Source organism: Dyella japonica, assembly GCF_040545895.1.
Taxonomy (GTDB): Bacteria; Pseudomonadota; Gammaproteobacteria; order Xanthomonadales; family Rhodanobacteraceae; genus Dyella; species Dyella japonica_D.
Genome location: NZ_JBEPMU010000002.1, coordinates 331,400 through 351,270, shown reverse-complemented (window position 1 = coordinate 351,270; position 19,871 = coordinate 331,400). Strand labels below are relative to the sequence as shown.

Below are 19,871 nucleotides of genomic sequence, written 5' to 3'. Positions count from 1 at the left end.
GGTACTGCACGCTGTCAGAGTGGTCCTGAGCAGTGGTTCGTCACGACTTCCGCCGACATGTCCCGGTCGGTCGGCTGCCTGTTGAGATAGCGCTGGATATCGAACGCGTCGATACCCGGCAAAACGTCCTCGGCGCGCGAAAGAACCGTCGCGTCGCCCACGCCCACGGCACGCATGCCGGCGGCAAGAATGCTGTCGACACCGGCGGCGGCATCCTCCACGCCGAGGCAGGTTTCCGGTGTGATACCCAAACCTTTTGCCGCGGCCAGGAAGATTTCCGGATGCGGCTTGGAATGGGCGATCTGCGATGCGTCGACCACGTAATCGAACAGGCCGGCAATGCCCAGTCGCTCCAGCAGCAACGGTGCGTTGCGACTGGCCGATGCAAGTGCGGTGCTCAATCCCGCGGTACGGACGCTTTCCACGGCGCGACGTGCACCGCGCAGCAATTGGCCGGGACCGAAGCATTCGATCTGCGCGACGTAGTACCCATTCTTGCGATCCTCCAGCACGCGTTTCTCACGTTCGGAATAAGCGTGCGGCGCACGTTCCAGCAGAATCTCCAGCGAGCCGCGGCGGTCCACGCCTTTCATGCGTTCGGCAATGTCTTCGTCGAACGGTGCGCCGATGTCGTGCGCCAGTTGTTCCCACGCCGCGCGATGTACCACGGCCGTGTCCGCAATGACGCCGTCGAGGTCGAAGATCACTGCCTGCAGTGGTGCCTCTGTGCTGGGCAAGCGATGCGGCATCGACATCGATTCGCCATGGCGAAGCAGCACATGCTCACCCGCGTGACGGAACTGCACGCTGTCGCCGCGCGTCACGGTGTAGCGCACGCCGGCGTGATCCACCTCCACGCGCAGGTGTGCCCGCTGCCACGCGATGCCGAAGCGGTAGCGTTGCCACGCCTCGGGCAACTGCGGGCGCAGGTGCAGTTCGCCATCGACCACGCGCATGCCGCCGTAGCCCCAGGCGAGCGATTGCCAGCTGCCGGCCATTGCCGCCATGTGCAGGCCGTGTGCGGCGTTGCCGTGCAGGTCGTCCAGGTCCACGCGCAAGGTGTCCTGGAAGTAGCGCCACGCCTTCTCCGATTCGCCCACTTCAGCCGCCATCACGCCGAAGGTGGACGCGGACAACGTGGAGTCGTGCACCGTGACGCCTTCGTAGTAATCGAAGTTGCGGCGCTTGGCGGCGGTGCTCACGTCATCGCCGGCCAGCATCAGCGCGAGCAGCGTATCGGCCTGCTTGCATACCTGGTGGCGATAGATGGTGAGCGGATGCAGTTCCAGCAGCAGCGGCCGCTTGCCTTCGCCCGCCGCGCGCGCCCGCATGCGCGGTTTGTCGAGGAAGGTGTCGTCCTGCGGGAAGATGCCAAGCTCCGCGTCTTCGGCCAGGTACATCAGCTCGGCGGCACGCTGCCATTGCATGATCTCGAACTGTTCCAGGCCGATGCGGCGTGCGAGTTCCGCAAAGCTGTCCGGCGCCGTATCGGCAAGCCAGCGCGCCACCGCGGCCGCATCGCGCAGGTGACGTTGCGCCATCCGGTTGGTGTAGTGATTGTTGTCGACCAGCGCGGTGTATTCGTCGGGGCCGGTCACGTCGTGGATGCAGAACGCGCCACCGCGACGCGCATTGAAGTGGCCGATGTCCAGCCACACGCGTGCCGTCTCGAACAACATCTCGGCGCCGACGTCGCGCAGGAATGCGTCATCGCCGCTGGCATCGACGTAGTGGCGGATCGCCCAGGCCACCGCGGCATTGATGTGGTACTGCGCCGAGCCGCTGGGGAAATAGGCGGAGCATTCGTCGCCGCTGATGGTACGCCACGCGTACAGCGCGCCACGTGCGTGGTTGAGTTCGCGTGCATGGGCACGTGCGCGGTCCAGCGTGCCGTGGCGATACATGAGCATGCTGCGCGCCACGTCGGGCGCGACCGCCACCATCGCCGGAAGCATGAAGGCCTCGGCATCCCAGAAGTAGTGACCTTCGTAGCCTTCGCCCGTGAGCCCTTTGGCGGCGGTGCTGCCCTGGCCGTCGCGGCTGCTCGACTGGAAGATGTGGAACAGGTTGAAACGCAGCGCCTGCTCCGTGGCCGGGTCGCCCTCGATGGCGAGGTCGGCGTTCTGCCACAACTGGGCCAATGCCTGGGCCTGTTGTGCCAGCAGTACGTCGTAACCCTTCTCGCGGGCATCGGAAAGCGCGCTTTCGGTGCGTGCAAGCAATTGGGCATCGGTATCGCTGCCGCCGGGCTGGCTCCACGCGTAGGCGACGTATTTCTCGAATGTCACCGACTTGCCCGGCGCCAGTTCACCTTCGAACACCTGCAGCACGCCATGGTGGGCAAGGTTGGCGAGGCGGAAGTCCAGGCTGTCGTCGATGATCGCGTGCTGCTGCATGCACGCCACACGGATGTCGCTGTGTGCGGTGCGCTGCAGTACGTGGGCGAGGATGTCGCCGGCGACGGCATCGATGGTGGCCAGGCCGCCGTCCACGCGAGTGCCGATGCGCGGATCGTCGCCTTGTTCCGTCGCGTTGCGCGCCGTGCTGATCGAGGACTCCAGCGTCACCGGCCCGGAGTAGTCGACCGATTGCACGCGGTAACGGATGGCGAGCAGGGCAGCGCTATGGAGGCTGACGATGCGTTCGGCATCGATCAGCAACGTCGCGCCGTCGGGCGAACGCCAGCGCAGCTGGCGACGGTAGCTACCGGTGCGCAGATCGAGAGCACGTTCGAAGTGCTGCCATTCGCCTTCGCCAAGCCGCACCGGCGTGTCGCCCAGGCGCAGATGGATGCGCGTGCCGTCGGCGACGGGAATGCGGGTGTCGGTGTGGGCGGCGAATCCGGGGAAGCGCTCGTGGTATTCGATCGGCGTGCGCTCCCAGGCGCCGGCCAGGAAGCAGGCCTGGCTGGGGCTGTCGCCTTCTTCCAGGCCGCCGCGCACGCCCAGTGCACCGTTGGAGAGGGCGAACAGGCTTTCGTCCTGCGCAAAGGCGGCGGGATCGGCGCTTTGACGGGTGACTACCCAGGGGTCGCTCCACGCACGACCAAGGGGCGGCAGGGCCTGCGCCGTTTCTTGATGGTCCAACGTCACTCTCTCCGCTTTATTTTTTGGCTTTATGGGCGGCCGTCAGATCGAGTCGGTCGGCCCGGCTTCTTGGTGTGCGGGCGGAGCTTCGCAGCAAATGTTATCGATATCAAGATATCGATAACATTTGCTGCGACACAACATTTACGCACTTGGTATCGATATCATTGGTGGTGCGTCGCGAGTCCGCAGGATCTTGTGGAATAAACGTGCGAATGGGGTGGCAAAGCGAGGAGGTGTCTACGCCCATGCGGCGTGGACGTTGATGTCGCAAACCGCGACACTGTCCGCGTTTGCCAAGGTTGGCCGTCGCGCGGGAAATTGCGCGGCCGCTCACAAGACATTGGGGTCAGGTCTTGAGTCGTCACCAAAAGAATCGCCCGGTCGCCGCGCCTTCCGCCAGTCTCACCATGGCGGATCTGGCAGAGATGGCCGGGGTATCCAAGATCACCATTTCGCGGGCGCTGAGCGACAGCCCGCTGGTCAATCGCGAGACCCGCGAGCGACTGCAGGCGCTTGCCCACGAACTGGGCTACAAGCTCAACGTGAGCGCGCGCAACCTGCGCCTGCGCCGCAGCCACACGGTGGCGGTGATCGTGGAGATGAAACCCTCCCACGACCGCACCATGCTCGATCCCTATCCGCTGATCCTGCTGGGCGGCATTTCCCAGGAATTGACCGCGCACGGTTACAGCGTGCTGCTCACCACCCGGCAAGGTGCCACGGCGGCGGCGGTGCAGGCGGCTGATGGCTTGATCCTGCTCGGCCAGGGTTCGCGCCAGGACGCCGTGCGCCGCTTCGACAAGCTGGGCCTGCCGATGGTGGTGTGGGGTGCGCCGGGCGACGAACACATCGTGGTCGGCAGCGACAACAGCCAGGGCGGCCGCGTGGTGGCGGAACATTTCATCCGCCTGGGGCGCCGCAATCCCGTGTTCGTGGGCAACCCGAACCACCCCGAGATCTTCGAGCGCCTCAACGGTTTCGTGGATGCGCTGGCGGCGCACGGCATCAAGCCGTTGTTGATCCGCCGCGACGAATTCACGCTGGCATCGGGCGGTGACGCCATGCATTCCCTGATGGATCGCGGCGTGCCCTTCGATGCCGTATTCGCCTGCAGCGACCTGCTGGCCATGGGCGCCATCCGCGCGCTCAACACCCTGGGCCGCACCGTGCCCAATGATGTGTCGGTGGTGGGTTACGACGACATGCCGTTGGCCGCGAGCTTCCTGCCGCCGCTCAGTTCAGTGCGGCAGGACTGGCAGGAAGGCGGCACGCTGCTGGCGCGCAAGGTGCTGGCGTTGATAGGCGACCAACCCGAGCAGTCGGAGACGCTGCCGGTCGAGTTGATCGTCCGCGAAACGTGAGTTGCAGGAGAAAGTGAAGAGGAACGAGAAGCGATAGGGCTCGCACCCGCCACATTTCCTTCTCTCACTTCTCACTCATCTCCCCTCACTTCTCGCTCTTACCCCGCCGCCGCGGCATCCCCCGTCGCCTTGCCCACGCGCGCCGGCGTCAGCACCAGGCGGAAGCAGCTGCCGCCGCCCGCCACGCGCACGTATTCCAGCGAGGCCTGGTTCGCTTCGCTCATCTGGCGCGCGAGATAGAGGCCAAGACCGGTGCCGTATTCGTGCGTCGTGTAGAACGGCTCGAAGATCTGTGCGGCCACTTTGGGCGCGATGCCGGGGCCGCGATCGATCACTTCGAGGATGGGCACGCCGTGCTCGCCATGACGCGCCACCACCATCACGCGCGCGGGCTCGCCGGGCATGCGGCCATAACGCAGTGCGTTCTGCACGAGATTCCACACCACTTGCTGCAACTGCTGTGGATCGGCCACCGCCGCTACCGGCGTGCTGGCTTGGATCACGCGCAGAGAGTCCTCGCCCAGGTCGTTGCCCTGGCGGTATTCGTCCACGAACTGGTTGGCCCAGGTGCCCAGGTCAAGCGTTTCCGGCCGTGAGCGCTCGCGGCGGGAGAGTTGCAGGATGTTCTCGATGATCTCGTTCAAGCGCACGCAGTGGTTGTTGATGATCTCCACCATGCGCTGATCGGTGGGCGGCAGGTCTTCCGACTCGGCCAGCAACTGCGCCGAGTAGCGGATGGCAGCCAGCGGGTTGCGGATTTCGTGCGCAATCGAAGCGGACAGGCGACCCAGCGAACTGAGCGTGAGTTCTTCCGCACGACGCGATACCAGCGAGGTGTCGTCAAGGAAGATCAGCACGTGCGAGTCGTCATTCGGAGCCAGTCGCGTGAAGCGCGGGACCACTTCGGGCACGCCGTCGGCCAGCTGCGTGGCCGATTCGTCCAGCTTGCCCGAGGTCATCCAATGGTACAGGCGGCGCGACAGTTCCGAGGCCACGCGGCCCAGGTCGCGCTGATCCGCGGGAGGGTTGCCCAGCAGCATCCAGGCCGATTCGTTCATCTGATGGATGCGGTTGGCATCGTCCACCAGCAGCACACCCGTCTTCATTCGACGGATGATCAGTTCGTTGACCTGCGCCAGGTTGGCCAGGTCGACGCCACGCTGTTCGGCCAGCGCTTCGCTGGCGCGGATCTGCCGGCTCAGCACGTAGCACAGCATGGTGATGGCGAAATAGGCGAGGCCGAACAGGCTCGATTCGAGCAGCTCCCGGTCCATGCCGCCCTGGGCCTGGGCTTCGAGCACCGAATGGCCGATGACGCCCAGCGTGGCCAGCGCCGCGAAGAAGCACGACAGGCGCAGCGGCAGGATCAGCGCGCCGGCCGCCAGGTTCACCGCCAGCATCATGGCGATGCCGATGCGGGCGTCGTGCATGGTGACGATGGCCAGCACCGCGGCGATGATATCCACCACCAGGGCGCCGGATACCGTCCAGCGCAGCCAAGGCGTGGACCGACGGGTCAGCGACAGCATGCCCAGCGCAAACAGCAGGAACAGCACGGCCACGCCGCGGGCCAGGCCCACGTCGGCCAGCTTGGGCCAGCCCAAGGTGCTAGGGCTCAGCGCCAGGCCGATGTAGACCAGGGCCTGGGCCAGGCGGAAACAGTTGAGGAACAGGAGCTCGTGGCGCGCCGCTTCGGGAGCCGGGCGGGCGGTGGGGTACGCAGGCTGCACGGTGTTGGACACCTGGGCGGGCTCTCTTTCAGTCGGCCGGAAGGCGGGCCGAACCAGTATAGACGGGGCTTTCGCGGCTTGTGCGCACCGGCCGCCAGCGGCCACCGGCCCCGGCTCCGGTCAGGCCGCCCCTTTCCATCGGGAGCCGCTGCTGCGAAAATACCGGGCCGTATTGCGCGGTTTTCGTCATGTCGACAGGCAGGCGGCGGCGCACTGCATCCGGCAGCGCTCGTACCGCCGTCGTTCCCCTGACCGTCCGGTCTCCCACAACCGGCCGGCCGTCATGTTCCCCCGTACTCTCGAGGTATCCATGAATTTCCACGAGTACCAGGCCAAAGAATTGTTCGCGAAGTACGGCATCGCCGTGCCGCCGGGCAAGGTCGCCAACTCTCCCGATGCCGCTGTCGACGCCGCCAAGCACCTTGGTGGTTCGCAGTGGATGGTCAAGGCACAGATCCACGCAGGCGGCCGCGGCAAGGCCGGCGGCGTCAAGTTCTGCAAGAGCCTCGATGACGTGCGCGCAGCTGCCAAGGGCATGCTGGGCACCAACATGGAAACCTACCAGTCGGCCGGCCGTGCGCTGCCGGTGAACCTGGTGCTGGTCACCGACGCGACCAACATCGCCAAGGAACTGTACCTGTCGATCCTGACGGATCGCGATTCCAAGTCGATCTCGTTCATTGCCTCCAAGCACGGCGGCGTGGACATCGAACAGGTCGCCAAGGACACGCCGGAAGACATCCACACCATCGTGGTGGACTTCGTGGAAGGCCTGCAGCCGTACCAGTGCCGCCAGCTCGGCTTCGCCATGGACCTCAATGCGAAGCAGGTCGGCCAGCTGACCAAGATCATGCTGGGCCTGTACAAGCTGTTCAACGAAAAGGACCTGTCCCTGGTCGAGCTGAACCCGCTCGCCATCCTCGAAGACGGCAACCTCGCCGCCCTCGACGGCAAGGTCAACTCCGACGACAACGCCGAGTTCCGCCACCCGGATCTGGCCGCCATGCGCGACCTGACCCAGGAAGACCAGGCCGAAGCGGCTGCCGTGCAGCACAACCTCAACTACGTGACGATGGACGGCTCCATCGGCTGCATGGTCAACGGCGCAGGCCTGGCCATGGCCACCATGGACGTGATCCAGCTGGCAGGCGGTGAGCCGGCCAACTTCCTGGACGTCGGCGGCGGCGCTACCAAGGAACGCGTCACCGAGGCGTTCAAGCTCATCCTCTCGTCGGACAAGGTGAAGGCCATCCTGGTCAACATCTTCGGCGGCATCGTGCGTTGCGACCTGATCGCCGAAGGCATCATCGCGGCCGTGAAGGAAGTGGGTCTGAAGATCCCCGTGGTGGTGCGCCTGCAGGGCACCAACGTGGAGCTGGGCCGCGAACTGCTCGCCAACTCCGGCCTGGCGATCACGCCGGCCAACGATCTCAACGATGCGGCGCAGAAAGCCGTGGCTGCGGCCAAGGCCTGAGGAGCAACTGAACCATGAGCGTTCTCGTCAACAAGAACACCAAGGTCCTCGTGCAGGGCTTCACCGGCCAGCAGGGCACCTTCCACGCGCAGCAGGCGCTGGATTACGGCACCAAGGTCGTGGGCGGCGTGACCCCGGGCAAGGGCGGCACCGAGCACATCGGCCTGCCGGTCTTCAACTCGGTCTCCGAAGCCGTCGATGAAACCGGCGCCGATGCGTCCGTCATCTTCGTGCCGCCGCCGTTCGCAGCCGACTCGATCCTCGAAGCCATCGACGCCGGCATCAAGGTGATCGTGGCCATCACCGAAGGCATCCCCGTGCTGGACATGCTGCGCGTGAAGAACGTGCTGGCACAGCATCCGGAAACCGTGCTGATCGGACCGAACTGCCCCGGCATCATCACCCCGGGCGAGTGCAAGATCGGCATCATGCCGGGTCACATCCACATGCCGGGCAAGGTCGGTATCGTCTCGCGCTCCGGCACGCTGACGTACGAATCGGTGTTCCAGACCACCAACGAAGGCCTGGGCCAGTCCACGGTCATCGGCATCGGCGGCGACCCGATCAACGGCCTGAGCTTCATCGACTGCCTCAAGCTGTTCCAGGACGATCCGCAGACCGAAGGCATCATCATGGTCGGCGAAATCGGCGGCAGCGCTGAAGAAGACGCCGCCGAGTTCATCGGCGAGTACGTCACCAAGCCGGTGGTCTCGTTCATCGCTGGCGCCTCGGCTCCTCCGGGCAAGCGCATGGGCCATGCCGGCGCCATCATCTCGGGCGGCAAGGGCACGGCAGCGGCGAAGTTCGCCGCGCTGGAGAAGGCAGGCGTCACCACGGTGAAGTCCCCGGCCGACCTCGGCAAGACCCTCGCCGGTCTGATGAAGAAGTAAGTCGGGTTTTCATGACCGACATGAAAAGGGCCGCAGCGATGCGGCCCTTTTTCTTTGTGCCAAGAGCGATGGATTAGCGATGCTGGCGGAGTCCCTTGCGCGCGGCATCGAGCAAGGTGTCCGTTACCGTCGACAACGTGGCGGAGCGAATCGACCAGTGCTGCCAATGGAGCGGCACGTCGAGCCAGCGGTTGGCCGCGATGGGTTTGAGCCGGCCTTCCGCAAACGTCTTGGTCAGCATCGACTCCGGCGCCATGGCCCAGCCTAGCCCAAGCTCGGCGCCTTCGACGAAGGCGGTGGAGGAGGGCACGTAGTGCATTGGCGGAGCGAGTCTGGCGCGCGTCACGCCATGGACGAAGCGCCATTGCAGGGCGTCCTTGCGGTTGAACACCAGCATCGGCGCTGTGCCCAGCGATTCCGCATTCACGCCCTTGGCGAAATGACGTGCAATGAAGGTCGGCGATGCCACTGGCAGGTAGCGCATCACGCCTAGCTTCTTCACGCTGCAGCCTTGCACCGGCTGCGCGTCGGCCGTGATGGCGCCGAGCACCGAGCCGTCGCGCAGCAGGTTGGTGGAGTGATCCTGGTCCTCCACGCGCACATCGAACAGCAGGCGATGCCGGTCGTGCAATTGCGCGAGCGCGACGAGGAACCATGTGGCCAGCGAATCGGCGTTGACGCCGATGGCGACGGTGGTCGGCCGCGAGGCATCAGCATCGACGTGGAAGTCCTTGAGGGTTTCGTCTTCCAGCAGGCGCATCTGTTGCACGCTGCGCAGCAGGCGTTCGCCGGCCTCGGTGGCTTCACAGGGCGAGCGCCGAAGAATCAACACTTGCCCGAGCCGGTCCTCCAGCGCCTTGATCCGTTGTGAAATAGCAGAAGGGGTGAGCGAAAGCCGCCGGGCGGCGCCATCGAAACTGCCCTCGTCGAGCACGGCGGCAAAGGCGGCGAGCTGGGGATTGAGCAGGCTCATCGAACCCTCCTTCCAGGCGAATCACGCACGCGGCGCACCGACAGGAAGATTAGTAGAACTGAATGAAGTTAAGAATATTTAGTTTTACTGAATTCAATATCCTCCCCAGAATGGACGTCTTTTTGGAGGACAGCCCATGGAATTGACCGCGTACCTGGCGGGCCTCGCCGCCGGCGCAGGCCTGATCATCGCCATCGGCGCACAGAATGCTTTCGTGTTGCGGCAGGGCCTGCAGCGCCAGTACATCGGCTCGGTGGTGGCCGTATGCATTCTTGCGGACGCCAGCCTGATCCTGCTCGGCGTGGCGGGCATGGGCCTGGCCGTGCAGCAGCATCCGGGTCTATTGCAGTGGCTGCGTTTCGCAGGTGCGGCGTTCCTGGCGGCCTACGGTTTCCTGGCCTTGCGGCGAGCATGGCAGGGCGAGAGTGGCCTGCAGCCGCAAGGCAACGGCGTGATGAGTCGCGGTCGCGTGGTGTTGGCGTGCCTGGCCTTCACCTTGCTCAATCCGCATGTCTACCTCGATACGGTGGTGCTGCTCGGCAGTCTTTCCACGCATTACCAGGGCAACGCGCGCTGGATATTCGCCGCAGGCGCGTCCACCGCGAGCGTGGTGTGGTTCCTCTCGCTGGGCTATGGCGCGCGTCTGCTGCTGCCGGTATTCCGCAGCCCGTTGGCGTGGCGCGTGTTCGATGTGGCGGTGGCCGCCTTCATGTTGACGCTGGCCGCGGTGTTGCTCTGTCAGCCGGTGAAGTAAACCGGACGGTGGATCGACAACGTACGGTCATCATGCGAGCGTAGCGTCTTGCCTACGGCTTCCGGGGGGAATTCGCATGACAGCTTCGTCGCGTCCGTCGTTTCTCTATCCACCGGGTTCACCTCTGATGCACCCGGCCCTCGCACTCACCAAGGCTCGCATGTACGGGTTCTGGGTGCCGGGCGAAATCCAGGCGCTGCAGGCGAGCATCGATGCCACGCTCAACCAGGGTAGTGGTGGCGGCATGACCTTCGTGGTCGTGTCTCCCTTCGTGCTGATGACGTTCACCGATATCGCACGTGCCTACAGTCTATGGCCGGACGATCGGGCGAAAGGCTGGGGACGCGAAGTCGACATCGTGGCGTGGGTGATGGTCGCGGGATTCGTAAAGGGACAGCTCAGGCCCTCGTTCTACGCCTATCCATTGCACATCTGGGTGGACGATTGCATGGCGCTGATCGTCGGGCGCGAAGTGTTCGGCTATCCCAAATATCTGTGCAATTACACGATGCCCAAGCCCAGCGAGCCGCCGCTTGCTTTCACCATGGCCGTCAAGGGATTCCAGCCTTTCACGCCGGACACCGAGTTGAGCGTACATCCCTTGCTGGAAGTGACGGCTCTTCCGGGCTTAAGCAGCGGTCGCCAGGTGGGCGACGTGCAGACGTGGCGGGGCGATCTGCTGGAAGGTCTGCAGCAGGTGCCGGGTTTCTGGGCAGCTGACCGGTCATGGCGCAAGTCGTTCGACCAGTGGTTCATGCAGTTTCCGGCGATGCCGCAGATCTTCCTCAAGCAGTTTCCCGACGCTACCGGGCAACAGGCGGTGTATCAGGCCATTGTGTCCGCCGATGCGCAGGTGCAGTCCATTCACGGCCTCTGGCTGCTCGATCACGGCTATCAGCTCAACCTGCACGAGTTCGCGAGCTTTCCGCTCAACACCACGCTGGGCTGGGCGCTGGGCGAGCAAAAGGCATGGTTCGGTTTTCGCATCGACTTCGATTTCCAGGTCGAACCTGGCGTGGAACTGGTGAACAACACGAACGGCACGGAGGCACGTTGATGTCCACACAACCCCGGCGCATCGCCATCCTGGGTGGCGGTGTAGGCGCCATGACGGCCGCGTTCTGGCTTACCCACCGCGACGGCTGGCAGAGCGACTACCAGATCGACGTCTACCAGATGGGCTGGCGGCTCGGCGGCAAAGGTGCGAGCGGACGCAACGCCGCGATGGCAGAGCGCATCGAGGAACACGGGCTGCACATCTGGTTCGGCTTCTACGACAACGCTTTCAGGGTGATGCGCGAAGCCTATGCCGCGCTCGGACGTGCGCCGGACAGTCCGCTCGCGACGTGGGACGAGGCGTTCAAGAAGCAGCGGCTGGTGTGTCTTACCGAAGCCATCGACGACGCGTGGCGCGTGTGGTCGATCCTCACGCCCTTGATGCCGGGCGAGCCGGGCACGCCACGCGATACCAGCAATATCGGATCGGCGCTCGCAGCGCTGCTCGATCAGCTGCACGCCTGGGTGAACGAATGGAACGGCATCGCGGCCAAGCCGTTGGTGATGGAGTGTGCGGCCACGCATGGAGCGGCCGTTCCACCGACGACGGCGTTCACCGGCGATGCGCCGGCCATCGTCGGTGTTGCCCGTGAACTCGCCCACGCCGACGCGCAGGCTGATTCGGCGGAGCACGCGCAAACCGTGCTCGCGCTGCTCAAGTGGTTGCAGGCGGTGTTGCATGCGGTGGGAGCGTGGCTGCAACAGGCCGGGCTATGGCCCGATGACGTCCGTCGCCTCTATCTGTGCATGGATCTCGCGCTGGCCGCCGGCATCGGCATGCTCGCCGACGACGTGGTGAGCAAAGGCTTCGAGGTGATCAATCACGTCGATTTCTGCGCCTGGCTCGCCTCGCATGGTGCGCAGCCTGCCAGCGTCGACAGCGCGCCGGTGCGCGGCTTCTACGATCTCGTCTTCGCCTATCGCGATGGCGATCCGCAACAGCCAAACATCGAGGCCGGCACCATGCTGCGCGGCATGTTGAAGGTGGGGCTCGGCTATCGCGGCGCCATCATGTACAAGATGCAGGCCGGCATGGGCGACGTCGTGTTCGCACCGTTGCAGGAGCTGCTCGAACGTCGCGGCGTGCGTTTCCACTACTTCCACAAGTTGATGGCCTTGCATCCCGACGAAACCGGTGCGTCGGTGGCAAGCATCGAGCTGCAGCAACAAGTGTCGCTGCGCGGCGACAGCTATCGACCCTTGCGCGATGTGAAGGGCTTGCCGTGCTGGCCATCGGAGCCGTTGTACGACCAGCTCGATCCTGCGCAGGTCGACGTTCTGAAGCAGTACGACGTCAATCTGGAGTGCCATTGGTCCGATTGGCCACAGCGCTATCAGGAGGCGTTCCACCAGCCGCTGCCCACGAAAACGCTGCGCCATGGTGAGGATTTCGACCAGATCGTGTTCGGCCTCTCCGTGGCCAGCCTGCCGGTGGTGGCGTCGGAACTGCTCGAACGCAGTACGGCCTTGCGTCAATGCAGCGACAACGTGGGCGCCGTGGCGACGCAGGCCTATCAGGTGTGGACGCGTCGCAACCTGCAGCAGATGGGATGGCAGTGCAGCGTGGCCGATGGCGAAGAGCCGGTGTTGTCCGGTTTCACCGAGCCGTTCGATACCTGGGCTTCGATGAACCAGTTGCTGTGCCGCGAAACCTGGCTAGCCGGCGACGAGCCGCTCGGCGTTTCGTACTTCTGCAACGTGTTCACGGTGAGCAACTACCCGCCCGTTGACCAGCACGATTTTCCCGCGCGCTGCGCCGACGAGGTGAAGGCCGCGGCGATCGCTCAACTCGACCATGACATCCATGCGTTGTGGACGAACGTGGGCACCGGCGGCTTCGACTGGAACTGGCTGGTCGATCCGGCGGACGGCGAAGGCGTGGCGCGATTCGATCGCCAGTACTGGCGTGCCAACGTCGATCCCTCGGAACGCTACGTGCAATCGCTGGTGGATAGCTCGCGGTATCGGTTGCATGCGGACGAAAGCGGCTTCGCCAACTTGTTCCTTGCCGGCGACTGGTTGAAGACCGGCCTCGATGCGGGCTGCGTGGAAGCGGCCGTGATGGGCGGCATGCAGGCGAGCCGCGCGATCTGCGGGTTTCCTGAAACGATAGCGGGCGAACAGGGCTGGTAAGCACGCAGGCGGTTGCGCGCGCTCACTGCTCGCAGCCGGTTTCCGTTTCCATCGGGTCCTGGTGATCGCTCGCCGATGGCGTGCGCCGACGGGATTTTTGCTCGTACATCATGCGATCGGCTTCGCGCACGAGTTCGGCGAAGTCCTCGCCGTCCAGCGTCTGGCCGATCGTCGAACCGCACACACCGAAGCTCAGCCCGGCGCCGTGGAAACCGTACTCGTGCAGTTGCCGGTCCAGCTTCAGCAGTGCGCGCGTGAGGCGGTGCAGGCTCAGTTCGTCGCCAAACGAGATCACGGCGAATTCGTCGCCACCGAGGCGATAGGCCTGCCCCTGGCAGGGCAGTCGCCCGAGACCGCGCGCGGCGGCCTGCAGCAGCGCATCGCCGCGCTCGTGGCCTTCGCTGTCGTTGATCTGCTTGAGTCCATCCAGGTCGATCATCGCGACCTGCCACGCGCCTTCGGTCATCGATGAGGGCGCGTAGGTTCGCCGCGTGATCTCTTCGATCCTCATGTTGAAGGCGAGGCGGTTGCCGAGCCCGGTAAGCGGATCAGTGGACGCGCGCGCAATGGCATCGAGCATGCCCAGGCGAAAACGTTCGCGCGCCGCCTGCACGAGTTTCATGTGATCGGCGAGCGCAAACGCCAGCAGCATCGCTTCGCCGCTGTTGCCCATCAGGGTGAGCAGGTCCGCGTTGTCCACCGGGCTGGGCATCAGGCCGAAATTCACCGGCAGGATGATGGCGCCCGGCACCAACACGCAGACGTAGGCAAGCACGAAGAAGCGCGCCTGGCGAATGCCGCTCAGCAAGGCCCAGATGCCCACGCTGGCCGAGAACACCACCACCGACGTCACCGCGATGGTGGCGATCAGGAAAGCCAGCGATGGCCACAGCAATGCCGCCGGCACCGCGAGTGCGGAGGCGATGGCGATGCCGTAGCCGATGCGCGTTGCGCGCGGCGCATACCGGGCGAGTTCCAGGAAGCGAATGGTGAAAGGCGCATGCACCACCGGCACCAGGATGAACCACAGCGTGAAGTTCAACGCGCCCGTGCCTGCGCCCAGCCAGTCATCGGGCAATCCGAAGAACGATGCCCAGCCCGCCATGAGGATGAGCGACTGGCAGCCGTACAGCGTGTAGCTCAGCACGCGCGTCCACAAACCCACGAACAGGATGAAGATGCCCAAGCCGCCGAGCACGCCCAGCGAACCGAGCATCAATGCCGATTCGTTGGTGAGGCGACGACGATAGGCCTCGCGCGTCTGCACGTCGATGCGCGGGCGCGCCGTGTAGAACGGCGCGGCGACGCGTATCATCACCGCATAGCGGTGCCCCGCGTGCAGCGTCGCAGGCAGCGTGCCGCGCAGCATGAAGTTGGTGTCGATGCCGCGACCTGCATCCAGGCGCTGGCGCGTGCCGTCGTCGCCCAGCACGCGCAGGCTGGCGCGCTGGTAGTAGGTGTTGCCGAAGGTGACGACCCAGTCCGTCCGGTCGTCGGGTACTTCCAGTGGCGCGACCAGCCAGAACTCGCCGCCGAGCATGTCCACGGACGCCCGTTGCTGGCGCGCGGCCAGCCATCGGGGCAGTTCGTGGTAGTCCTGCGGCGGCGACTCGCCGGGCAAGGCACGATACGTCGCGATTTGTGGTTCCAGCGGCGGCGCGCCGAACAGCGACCACGGCTGCGCAGCGTGTGCTGCGGAAGTGAGCAGGGTGATCAGCAGCCACAGCAGCACGCGCCAGGCACGCCCGTAACGGCGCCCGGCAACGACTGTTCCTGTGGACCGGAAACGACGCAACGCTGCCCCCTGTCAGTTTGCGTCCAGCGATCCTAGCACCGCCCCTGGACAACAAAGTGAAGGCCTGCGGGCAGGTGCGGAACGGCCGGGCAGGCGGCGTTCGGGCAGGCCTCGGGTACAATTTCAGGCCCCAAGAGTATGGATCCCCACGGCATGCCCTCCCTACGCTTCGCGCTCGCACAGTTCGATTTTCCGGTAGGCGCGGTTGCGGCCAATGCGGCCAAGGTGGGGGATCTGCTGGCGCAGGCGCGCGATGGCGGCGCGGCGCTGGTGGCGTTCCCCGAGCTGACACTGAGCGGATATCCGCCGGAAGACCTGTTGTTGCGCCCGAGTTTTCTTGCGGCCTGCCAATGCGAACTCAACGCGCTCGCCGGCGGCACCAATGGCGTGGCGGCGCTGGTGGGGCATCCGCACAGCGAAGGCGAGGTGTACAACGCCGCCAGCCTGCTGCGCGGCGGCACCATCGAACTGACCACGCACAAGCAGGCGCTGCCCAACTACGGCGTGTTCGACGACAAGCGTTATTTCCGCCCCGGCCATGACAGCGCCGTGGCGACCATCGACGGCGTGCGCGTGGGCATGCTGATCTGCGAGGACATCTGGCAGCCCGAGCCCGCCGCGAAAGCGGCCGCCGCAGGCGCCGAGTTGATCGTGGTGATCAACGCCTCGCCCTGGGATGACGCCAAGCAATCCTCGCGCGAGAACGTGCTCACCGCGCGTGCGCTGGAAACCGGTTGCGCCATCGCCTATGTGAACCTGATCGGCGGCCAGGACGAAGTGGTCTACGACGGCGGCTCGCTGCTGGTGAACGCGGACGGCAGCATCGCCGCGCGCGCACCCAACTTCGTGGACGCGATGCTGTGGGCCGAGTTCGACAGCGAAACGCGCACGCTGCGCGCCGAGAACTGGCCGACCGCCGCCGACGCGTGCACCGAGGCCACCTTGTATGCGGCGCTGGTGCGTGGCATCCGCGACTACATCGAGAAGAACGGTTTCCCGGGCGTGCTGCTCGGCCTTTCCGGTGGCATCGATTCCGCGCTGACGCTGGCGCTGGCCGTGGATGCGCTGGGCGCCGAGCGCGTCACTGCCGTGATGATGCCCACGCGCTACACCTCGCAGCTCTCGCTGGATGGCGCGCGTGCCCAGGCCGAGCGGCTGGGCGTGGATTACCACATCATCAACATCGAACCGATGGTGGATGCCTTCCTGGGCGCGCTCACGCCCGCCTTCGCCGGCAAGGCACCGGACACCACCGAGGAAAACCTGCAGTCGCGCACGCGCGGCGTCACCTTGATGGCCTTGTCCAACAAGCACGGCCGCCTGCTGCTGGCCACCGGCAACAAGAGCGAGATGGCGGTGGGCTACGCCACGCTTTACGGCGACATGTGCGGTGCCTACGCGCCGCTGAAGGACGTCTACAAGACCGTCGTCTATCGCCTCTCGCGCTGGCGCAACGAATACGCGGCGCGCATCGGCGAGCCGGAAGCGATTCCATCGGCCGTGATCGATCGCCCGCCCTCGGCCGAACTGCGCGACAACCAGACCGACCAGGATTCGCTGCCGCCGTACGACGAGTTGGACGCCATCCTCGCGCGCTTCATCGAAGGCGAGCAGTCGCAGGCGGAAATCGCCTCGCAGGGTTTCCATGCCGACACCGTGCGCCGCGTGGTGCGCTTGGTGCTGCTCAACGAATTCAAGCGCCGGCAATCCGCACCGGGGCCGCGCGTCACCACGCGGGCGTTCGGACGCGAGCGTCGCTACCCGATCACGTCGGGCTGGAAATAACCGATTGGGGGCGAAGTGCCCGTGATTCCTGCTAAAGCGGAGACTCAGGGATTTTTAGCTCGTTGGAGGCCGTTGCCCGGAGTCCCCGCTTTGCTACAGCCCCAAGCGGCGACGTGATTTTTCCAGCTGTCACGAAGAATAGGGTTTGTTTGTCCTCGTCGCGATCGCGTAATCAAATGCGATCGCCCTCTCCTCGAGAGAAGGCAACTATGGCAGCGCGTGGGAATGCTCGGTTGTCGCGAGGAAATCGCTGATGATCAGGCCGATTGCTTCGGGTGCGTCTTCAAGACTGTAGTGCCCAGTATCGGGAAGGCGATGTATCGGCGCCGAAGGAAAGAGTTCCTCGAATAACGGCAGGAAGTCGTTTGCGCCGAGTGTGCGATCGGCCATTCCCCAAACCGCGAGGGCCGGTTTTGATGCGATCACCCGCTTGGCACTGAGAGTGGGTTCTTCAAAGCGATGCTGGTCGCGGGCAACGCCCTTTGCCCATCCAATGGCGCCCAGACAGTCTGCGGGGCGCACAAAGTGCGAACCGTAGGCGTGTAGCCACGTATCGTTGATCAATGCGGTGCGCTCGAAGCCATTGAGCTTCAGGGTGCTGAGTATGTTGAAGCCCAGCTCACCAAGTACGGCGTCGAGGCGACCCTCGGAGTCGGCCTTGCGTATCCATTGAAACCATGGTGCCGCCGCGGCCCCGGCAGCCCAGTGTTCGGCCAGCGTCGATTGTCCGAAGGGTGTCGGCCCATTGACTGACACGATGCGTGCGATGCGATCAGGATGCCTGGCGGCGAGCCCCATGCCGACAGGTCCACCGAAATCATGCATCACCAATGTGATGTTGCGCAGGTCGAGGGACAGTACGAAACGTTCCAGATTGTCGATGTGGTCCTGGAGCCAGTACGAGCGGTCCTGCGGCGTCTCGCTCTTTCCAAACCCCATGTGATCAGGAACGACGACGCGGTATTGGTTTTTCAGGGCTTCAATAAGATGCCTGAACATGTAACCCCACGTCGGCTCGCCATGAAGACACAGGATTACGGAAGCCGAGCTGGGGCCCTCATCGACGTAATGCATGAGGAAGTCGGACGCGTTGTCGAATCGCGCTGCATACGGGAACGTTCCGCCGAATGTTTCGTTGGTGGGGATCATGGTTTTTTGCCTGCCTGGATTCATGGACAATGCGACTGCCGCCCGATGCCATTGGGAATGAGGTTTCAAATTGAAACCTATTGTTTTTTATCACCCGTGGTTTTATTTTGCAACCACGATAGATGGCGCGCAGCGCACCTTCGCGAAAGCCGTTCCTTTCGGCTCACTTGGCAGGAAACATGGTTAAACGAACTTCACACGAAGATTCCATGTGCGGAGTGGCGCGGCCACTGGACGTCATAGGCGACAACTGGTCGTTGCTCATCGTTCGTGATGCGTTCGATGGGGCGCGGCGTTTTGGCGAGTTCCAGCGGAATCTGGGACTGGCAAAGAACATATTGGCTGCTCGCCTGCGCCATCTCGTTGCGCATGACATCCTTGAGGTGGTGCAGGCCAGTGATGACGGGCCGTATCAGGAATATGTGTTGACGGAGAAAGGGCGGGGGTTGTTTCCGCTGCTGGTCGCGTTGCGACAATGGAGCGACGCTTTCTTTTTTGAACCGGACGAGCCGCGAGCGATGCTGGTCGACAAGAAGCATGGTCGCCCTGTCCGGGCGCTTGAGCTGCGCTCGCAAGATGGTCGCTTGTTGCGGCATAAGGACACGCACGTTCGCCTTCCGCCTGGCAAGTAGCCGGTGCGCGATTCAACGAAGCCTATGAGCCGGGCGCTTCCGTCCTGGGGCGGGCCTTGCGCGGCGGCGACAAGGGCCTGACGGAATGGGGCACATAAAAAAAGCCGGTGCGTCTGCACCGGCTTTTTCATGCCATCCGTAAAACCGGATGTTCGATCAATGGTGACCCGAGAACGGAATCGCCTTGCGCAGGATCGACGGCGCGTGCGGCCACTTCGGATCCTTCAGGTACGGATGATCCGGGTAGTTCAGGGCCAGCACCTGGCGCGTCTGGTCGGCGAGGTTGTTCTGTTCCATGCCCAGGTAGCTGCGGGTGAGAATGGCCAGCGCATCGCCGGTCTGCGGCGCCTGCTGGTAGTGCTCGATCACGTACTGCGAGCGGTCGGCAGCAGCCACGTAGGCCTTGTTGCGCAGGTAGTACTCGGCCACGTTGATCTCGAACTGGGCCAGCACGTCGCGCAGGTAGATCATGCGCTGGCGCGCATCGGCGGTGTAGGCGCTGTCCGGGAAGCGGCGCGACAGCTCGGAGAAGTCGTCGAACGACTTCAGGTTGAAGCCCTGGTCGCGACGCGTCTGCGCCTGGTCGCCACGCTGCAGCAGGCGCTCCATTGCGCCACCGGTGCGATCAAAATTGATCAGACCGCGCAGGTAATAGGCATAATCTACGTGCTTGTGGGTCGGATACGTCTTGATGAAGCGGTTGATCGTGGAATAAGCGTCGTCCGGCTGGTTGTCCTTGTACTGCGCATAGGCCAGGTCGAGCTGGGCCTGTTCGTTGTAGTTACCGGACGGGAAACGCGCGATCAGTCGCTGGTACGCTTTGCTGGCTGCCGAATAGTCGGCGTGCTCGAGCGAGTCGTGAGCCTTGTCGTACAGCTTGTCTACCGGCAGCGTATCGTTGGTGTCCCTCTTGTGGTGGAACATCGAGCATGCGCTCATCGACAAAGCGATGGCGAGCACGACAAAAATTTTGAAAGCCGGCAGCTTGGTTACGCGCATGAGAAGGGTTCAGATGTTTGAGCGAAAAGGGATGATAGCCGAAACGGCCGG

Annotated in this window: 14 protein-coding genes; 8 read left to right on the top strand and 6 right to left on the bottom strand. The window is 64.4% G+C overall.

Features of this window, described 5'->3' with window-relative positions:
- Positions 1-14 precede the first annotated feature (14 nt).
- A complete protein-coding gene (pgmB, locus tag ABIC75_RS08250) occupies positions 15-3,092 on the bottom strand; it encodes a beta-phosphoglucomutase (RefSeq protein WP_436407895.1) in 3,078 nt (1,025 codons plus the stop codon).
- 404 nt (positions 3,093-3,496) lie between these two features.
- Between pgmB and ABIC75_RS08245 the strand changes: the two genes are divergently transcribed.
- Positions 3,497-4,450, top strand: a complete 954-nt coding sequence (locus ABIC75_RS08245) for a LacI family DNA-binding transcriptional regulator (protein WP_354013729.1) — start codon at positions 3,497-3,499, stop codon at positions 4,448-4,450.
- Positions 4,451-4,548: 98 nt separating this feature from the next.
- Here the strand turns inward: ABIC75_RS08245 and ABIC75_RS08240 are convergent, their stop codons facing one another.
- Positions 4,549-6,192, bottom strand: a complete 1,644-nt coding sequence (locus ABIC75_RS08240) for a sensor histidine kinase (RefSeq protein WP_354013362.1) — start codon at positions 6,190-6,192, stop codon at positions 4,549-4,551.
- Positions 6,193-6,490: 298 nt separating this feature from the next.
- Between ABIC75_RS08240 and sucC the strand changes: the two genes are divergently transcribed.
- Both sucC and sucD read left to right on the top strand, forming a co-directional pair.
- Positions 6,491-7,654: an ADP-forming succinate--CoA ligase subunit beta gene (gene sucC, locus ABIC75_RS08235; protein WP_114824085.1), complete on the top strand. Its 1,164-nt coding sequence runs from the start codon at positions 6,491-6,493 to the stop codon at positions 7,652-7,654.
- A gap of 14 nt (positions 7,655-7,668) precedes the next feature.
- Positions 7,669-8,544, top strand: a complete 876-nt coding sequence (gene sucD / locus ABIC75_RS08230) for a succinate--CoA ligase subunit alpha (RefSeq protein WP_354013361.1) — start codon at positions 7,669-7,671, stop codon at positions 8,542-8,544.
- Positions 8,545-8,617: 73 nt separating this feature from the next.
- Here the strand turns inward: sucD and ABIC75_RS08225 are convergent, their stop codons facing one another.
- Positions 8,618-9,517: a LysR family transcriptional regulator ArgP gene (locus ABIC75_RS08225; RefSeq protein ID WP_354013360.1), complete on the bottom strand. Its 900-nt coding sequence runs from the start codon at positions 9,515-9,517 to the stop codon at positions 8,618-8,620.
- A 136-nt stretch (positions 9,518-9,653) separates the two neighbouring features.
- Here ABIC75_RS08225 and ABIC75_RS08220 point away from each other — a divergent pair, with 136 nt between their 5' ends.
- From ABIC75_RS08220 to ABIC75_RS08210, 3 genes are all read left to right on the top strand, one after another.
- Positions 9,654-10,271: a LysE/ArgO family amino acid transporter gene (locus ABIC75_RS08220; RefSeq protein WP_354013359.1), complete on the top strand. Its 618-nt coding sequence runs from the start codon at positions 9,654-9,656 to the stop codon at positions 10,269-10,271.
- 76 nt (positions 10,272-10,347) lie between these two features.
- The gene (locus tag ABIC75_RS08215) at positions 10,348-11,328 is read left to right on the top strand and encodes an acetoacetate decarboxylase family protein (RefSeq protein WP_354013358.1); all 981 of its coding nucleotides are present in this window, start codon (positions 10,348-10,350) and stop codon (positions 11,326-11,328) included.
- A complete protein-coding gene (locus ABIC75_RS08210; protein WP_354013357.1) occupies positions 11,328-13,460 on the top strand; it encodes an NAD(P)-binding protein in 2,133 nt (710 codons plus the stop codon). Before ABIC75_RS08215 ends, ABIC75_RS08210 begins: the two co-directional genes overlap by 1 nt.
- 22 nt (positions 13,461-13,482) lie before the next feature.
- Here the strand turns inward: ABIC75_RS08210 and ABIC75_RS08205 are convergent, their stop codons facing one another.
- Positions 13,483-15,255, bottom strand: coding sequence for a sensor domain-containing diguanylate cyclase (locus ABIC75_RS08205; protein ID WP_354013356.1), 1,773 nt, complete (start codon positions 15,253-15,255; stop codon positions 13,483-13,485).
- A gap of 153 nt (positions 15,256-15,408) precedes the next feature.
- On the opposite strand from ABIC75_RS08205, the gene ABIC75_RS08200 reads away from it, so the two are divergent.
- Positions 15,409-17,040: an NAD+ synthase gene (locus ABIC75_RS08200; RefSeq protein WP_354013355.1), complete on the top strand. Its 1,632-nt coding sequence runs from the start codon at positions 15,409-15,411 to the stop codon at positions 17,038-17,040.
- A gap of 207 nt (positions 17,041-17,247) precedes the next feature.
- Here ABIC75_RS08200 and ABIC75_RS08195 read toward each other — a convergent pair whose 3' ends face one another.
- The gene (locus ABIC75_RS08195; RefSeq protein ID WP_354013354.1) at positions 17,248-18,189 is read right to left on the bottom strand and encodes an alpha/beta fold hydrolase; all 942 of its coding nucleotides are present in this window, start codon (positions 18,187-18,189) and stop codon (positions 17,248-17,250) included.
- A gap of 179 nt (positions 18,190-18,368) precedes the next feature.
- Here ABIC75_RS08195 and ABIC75_RS08190 point away from each other — a divergent pair, with 179 nt between their 5' ends.
- A complete protein-coding gene (locus tag ABIC75_RS08190) occupies positions 18,369-18,821 on the top strand; it encodes a winged helix-turn-helix transcriptional regulator (protein ID WP_354013353.1) in 453 nt (150 codons plus the stop codon).
- Positions 18,822-18,977: 156 nt separating this feature from the next.
- On the opposite strand, the gene ABIC75_RS08185 is transcribed toward ABIC75_RS08190, so the two are convergent.
- Positions 18,978-19,820 (bottom strand): outer membrane protein assembly factor BamD, encoded by an 843-nt coding sequence (locus tag ABIC75_RS08185; protein WP_354013352.1) that lies wholly within the window; start codon positions 19,818-19,820, stop codon positions 18,978-18,980.
- Positions 19,821-19,871 lie beyond the last annotated feature (51 nt).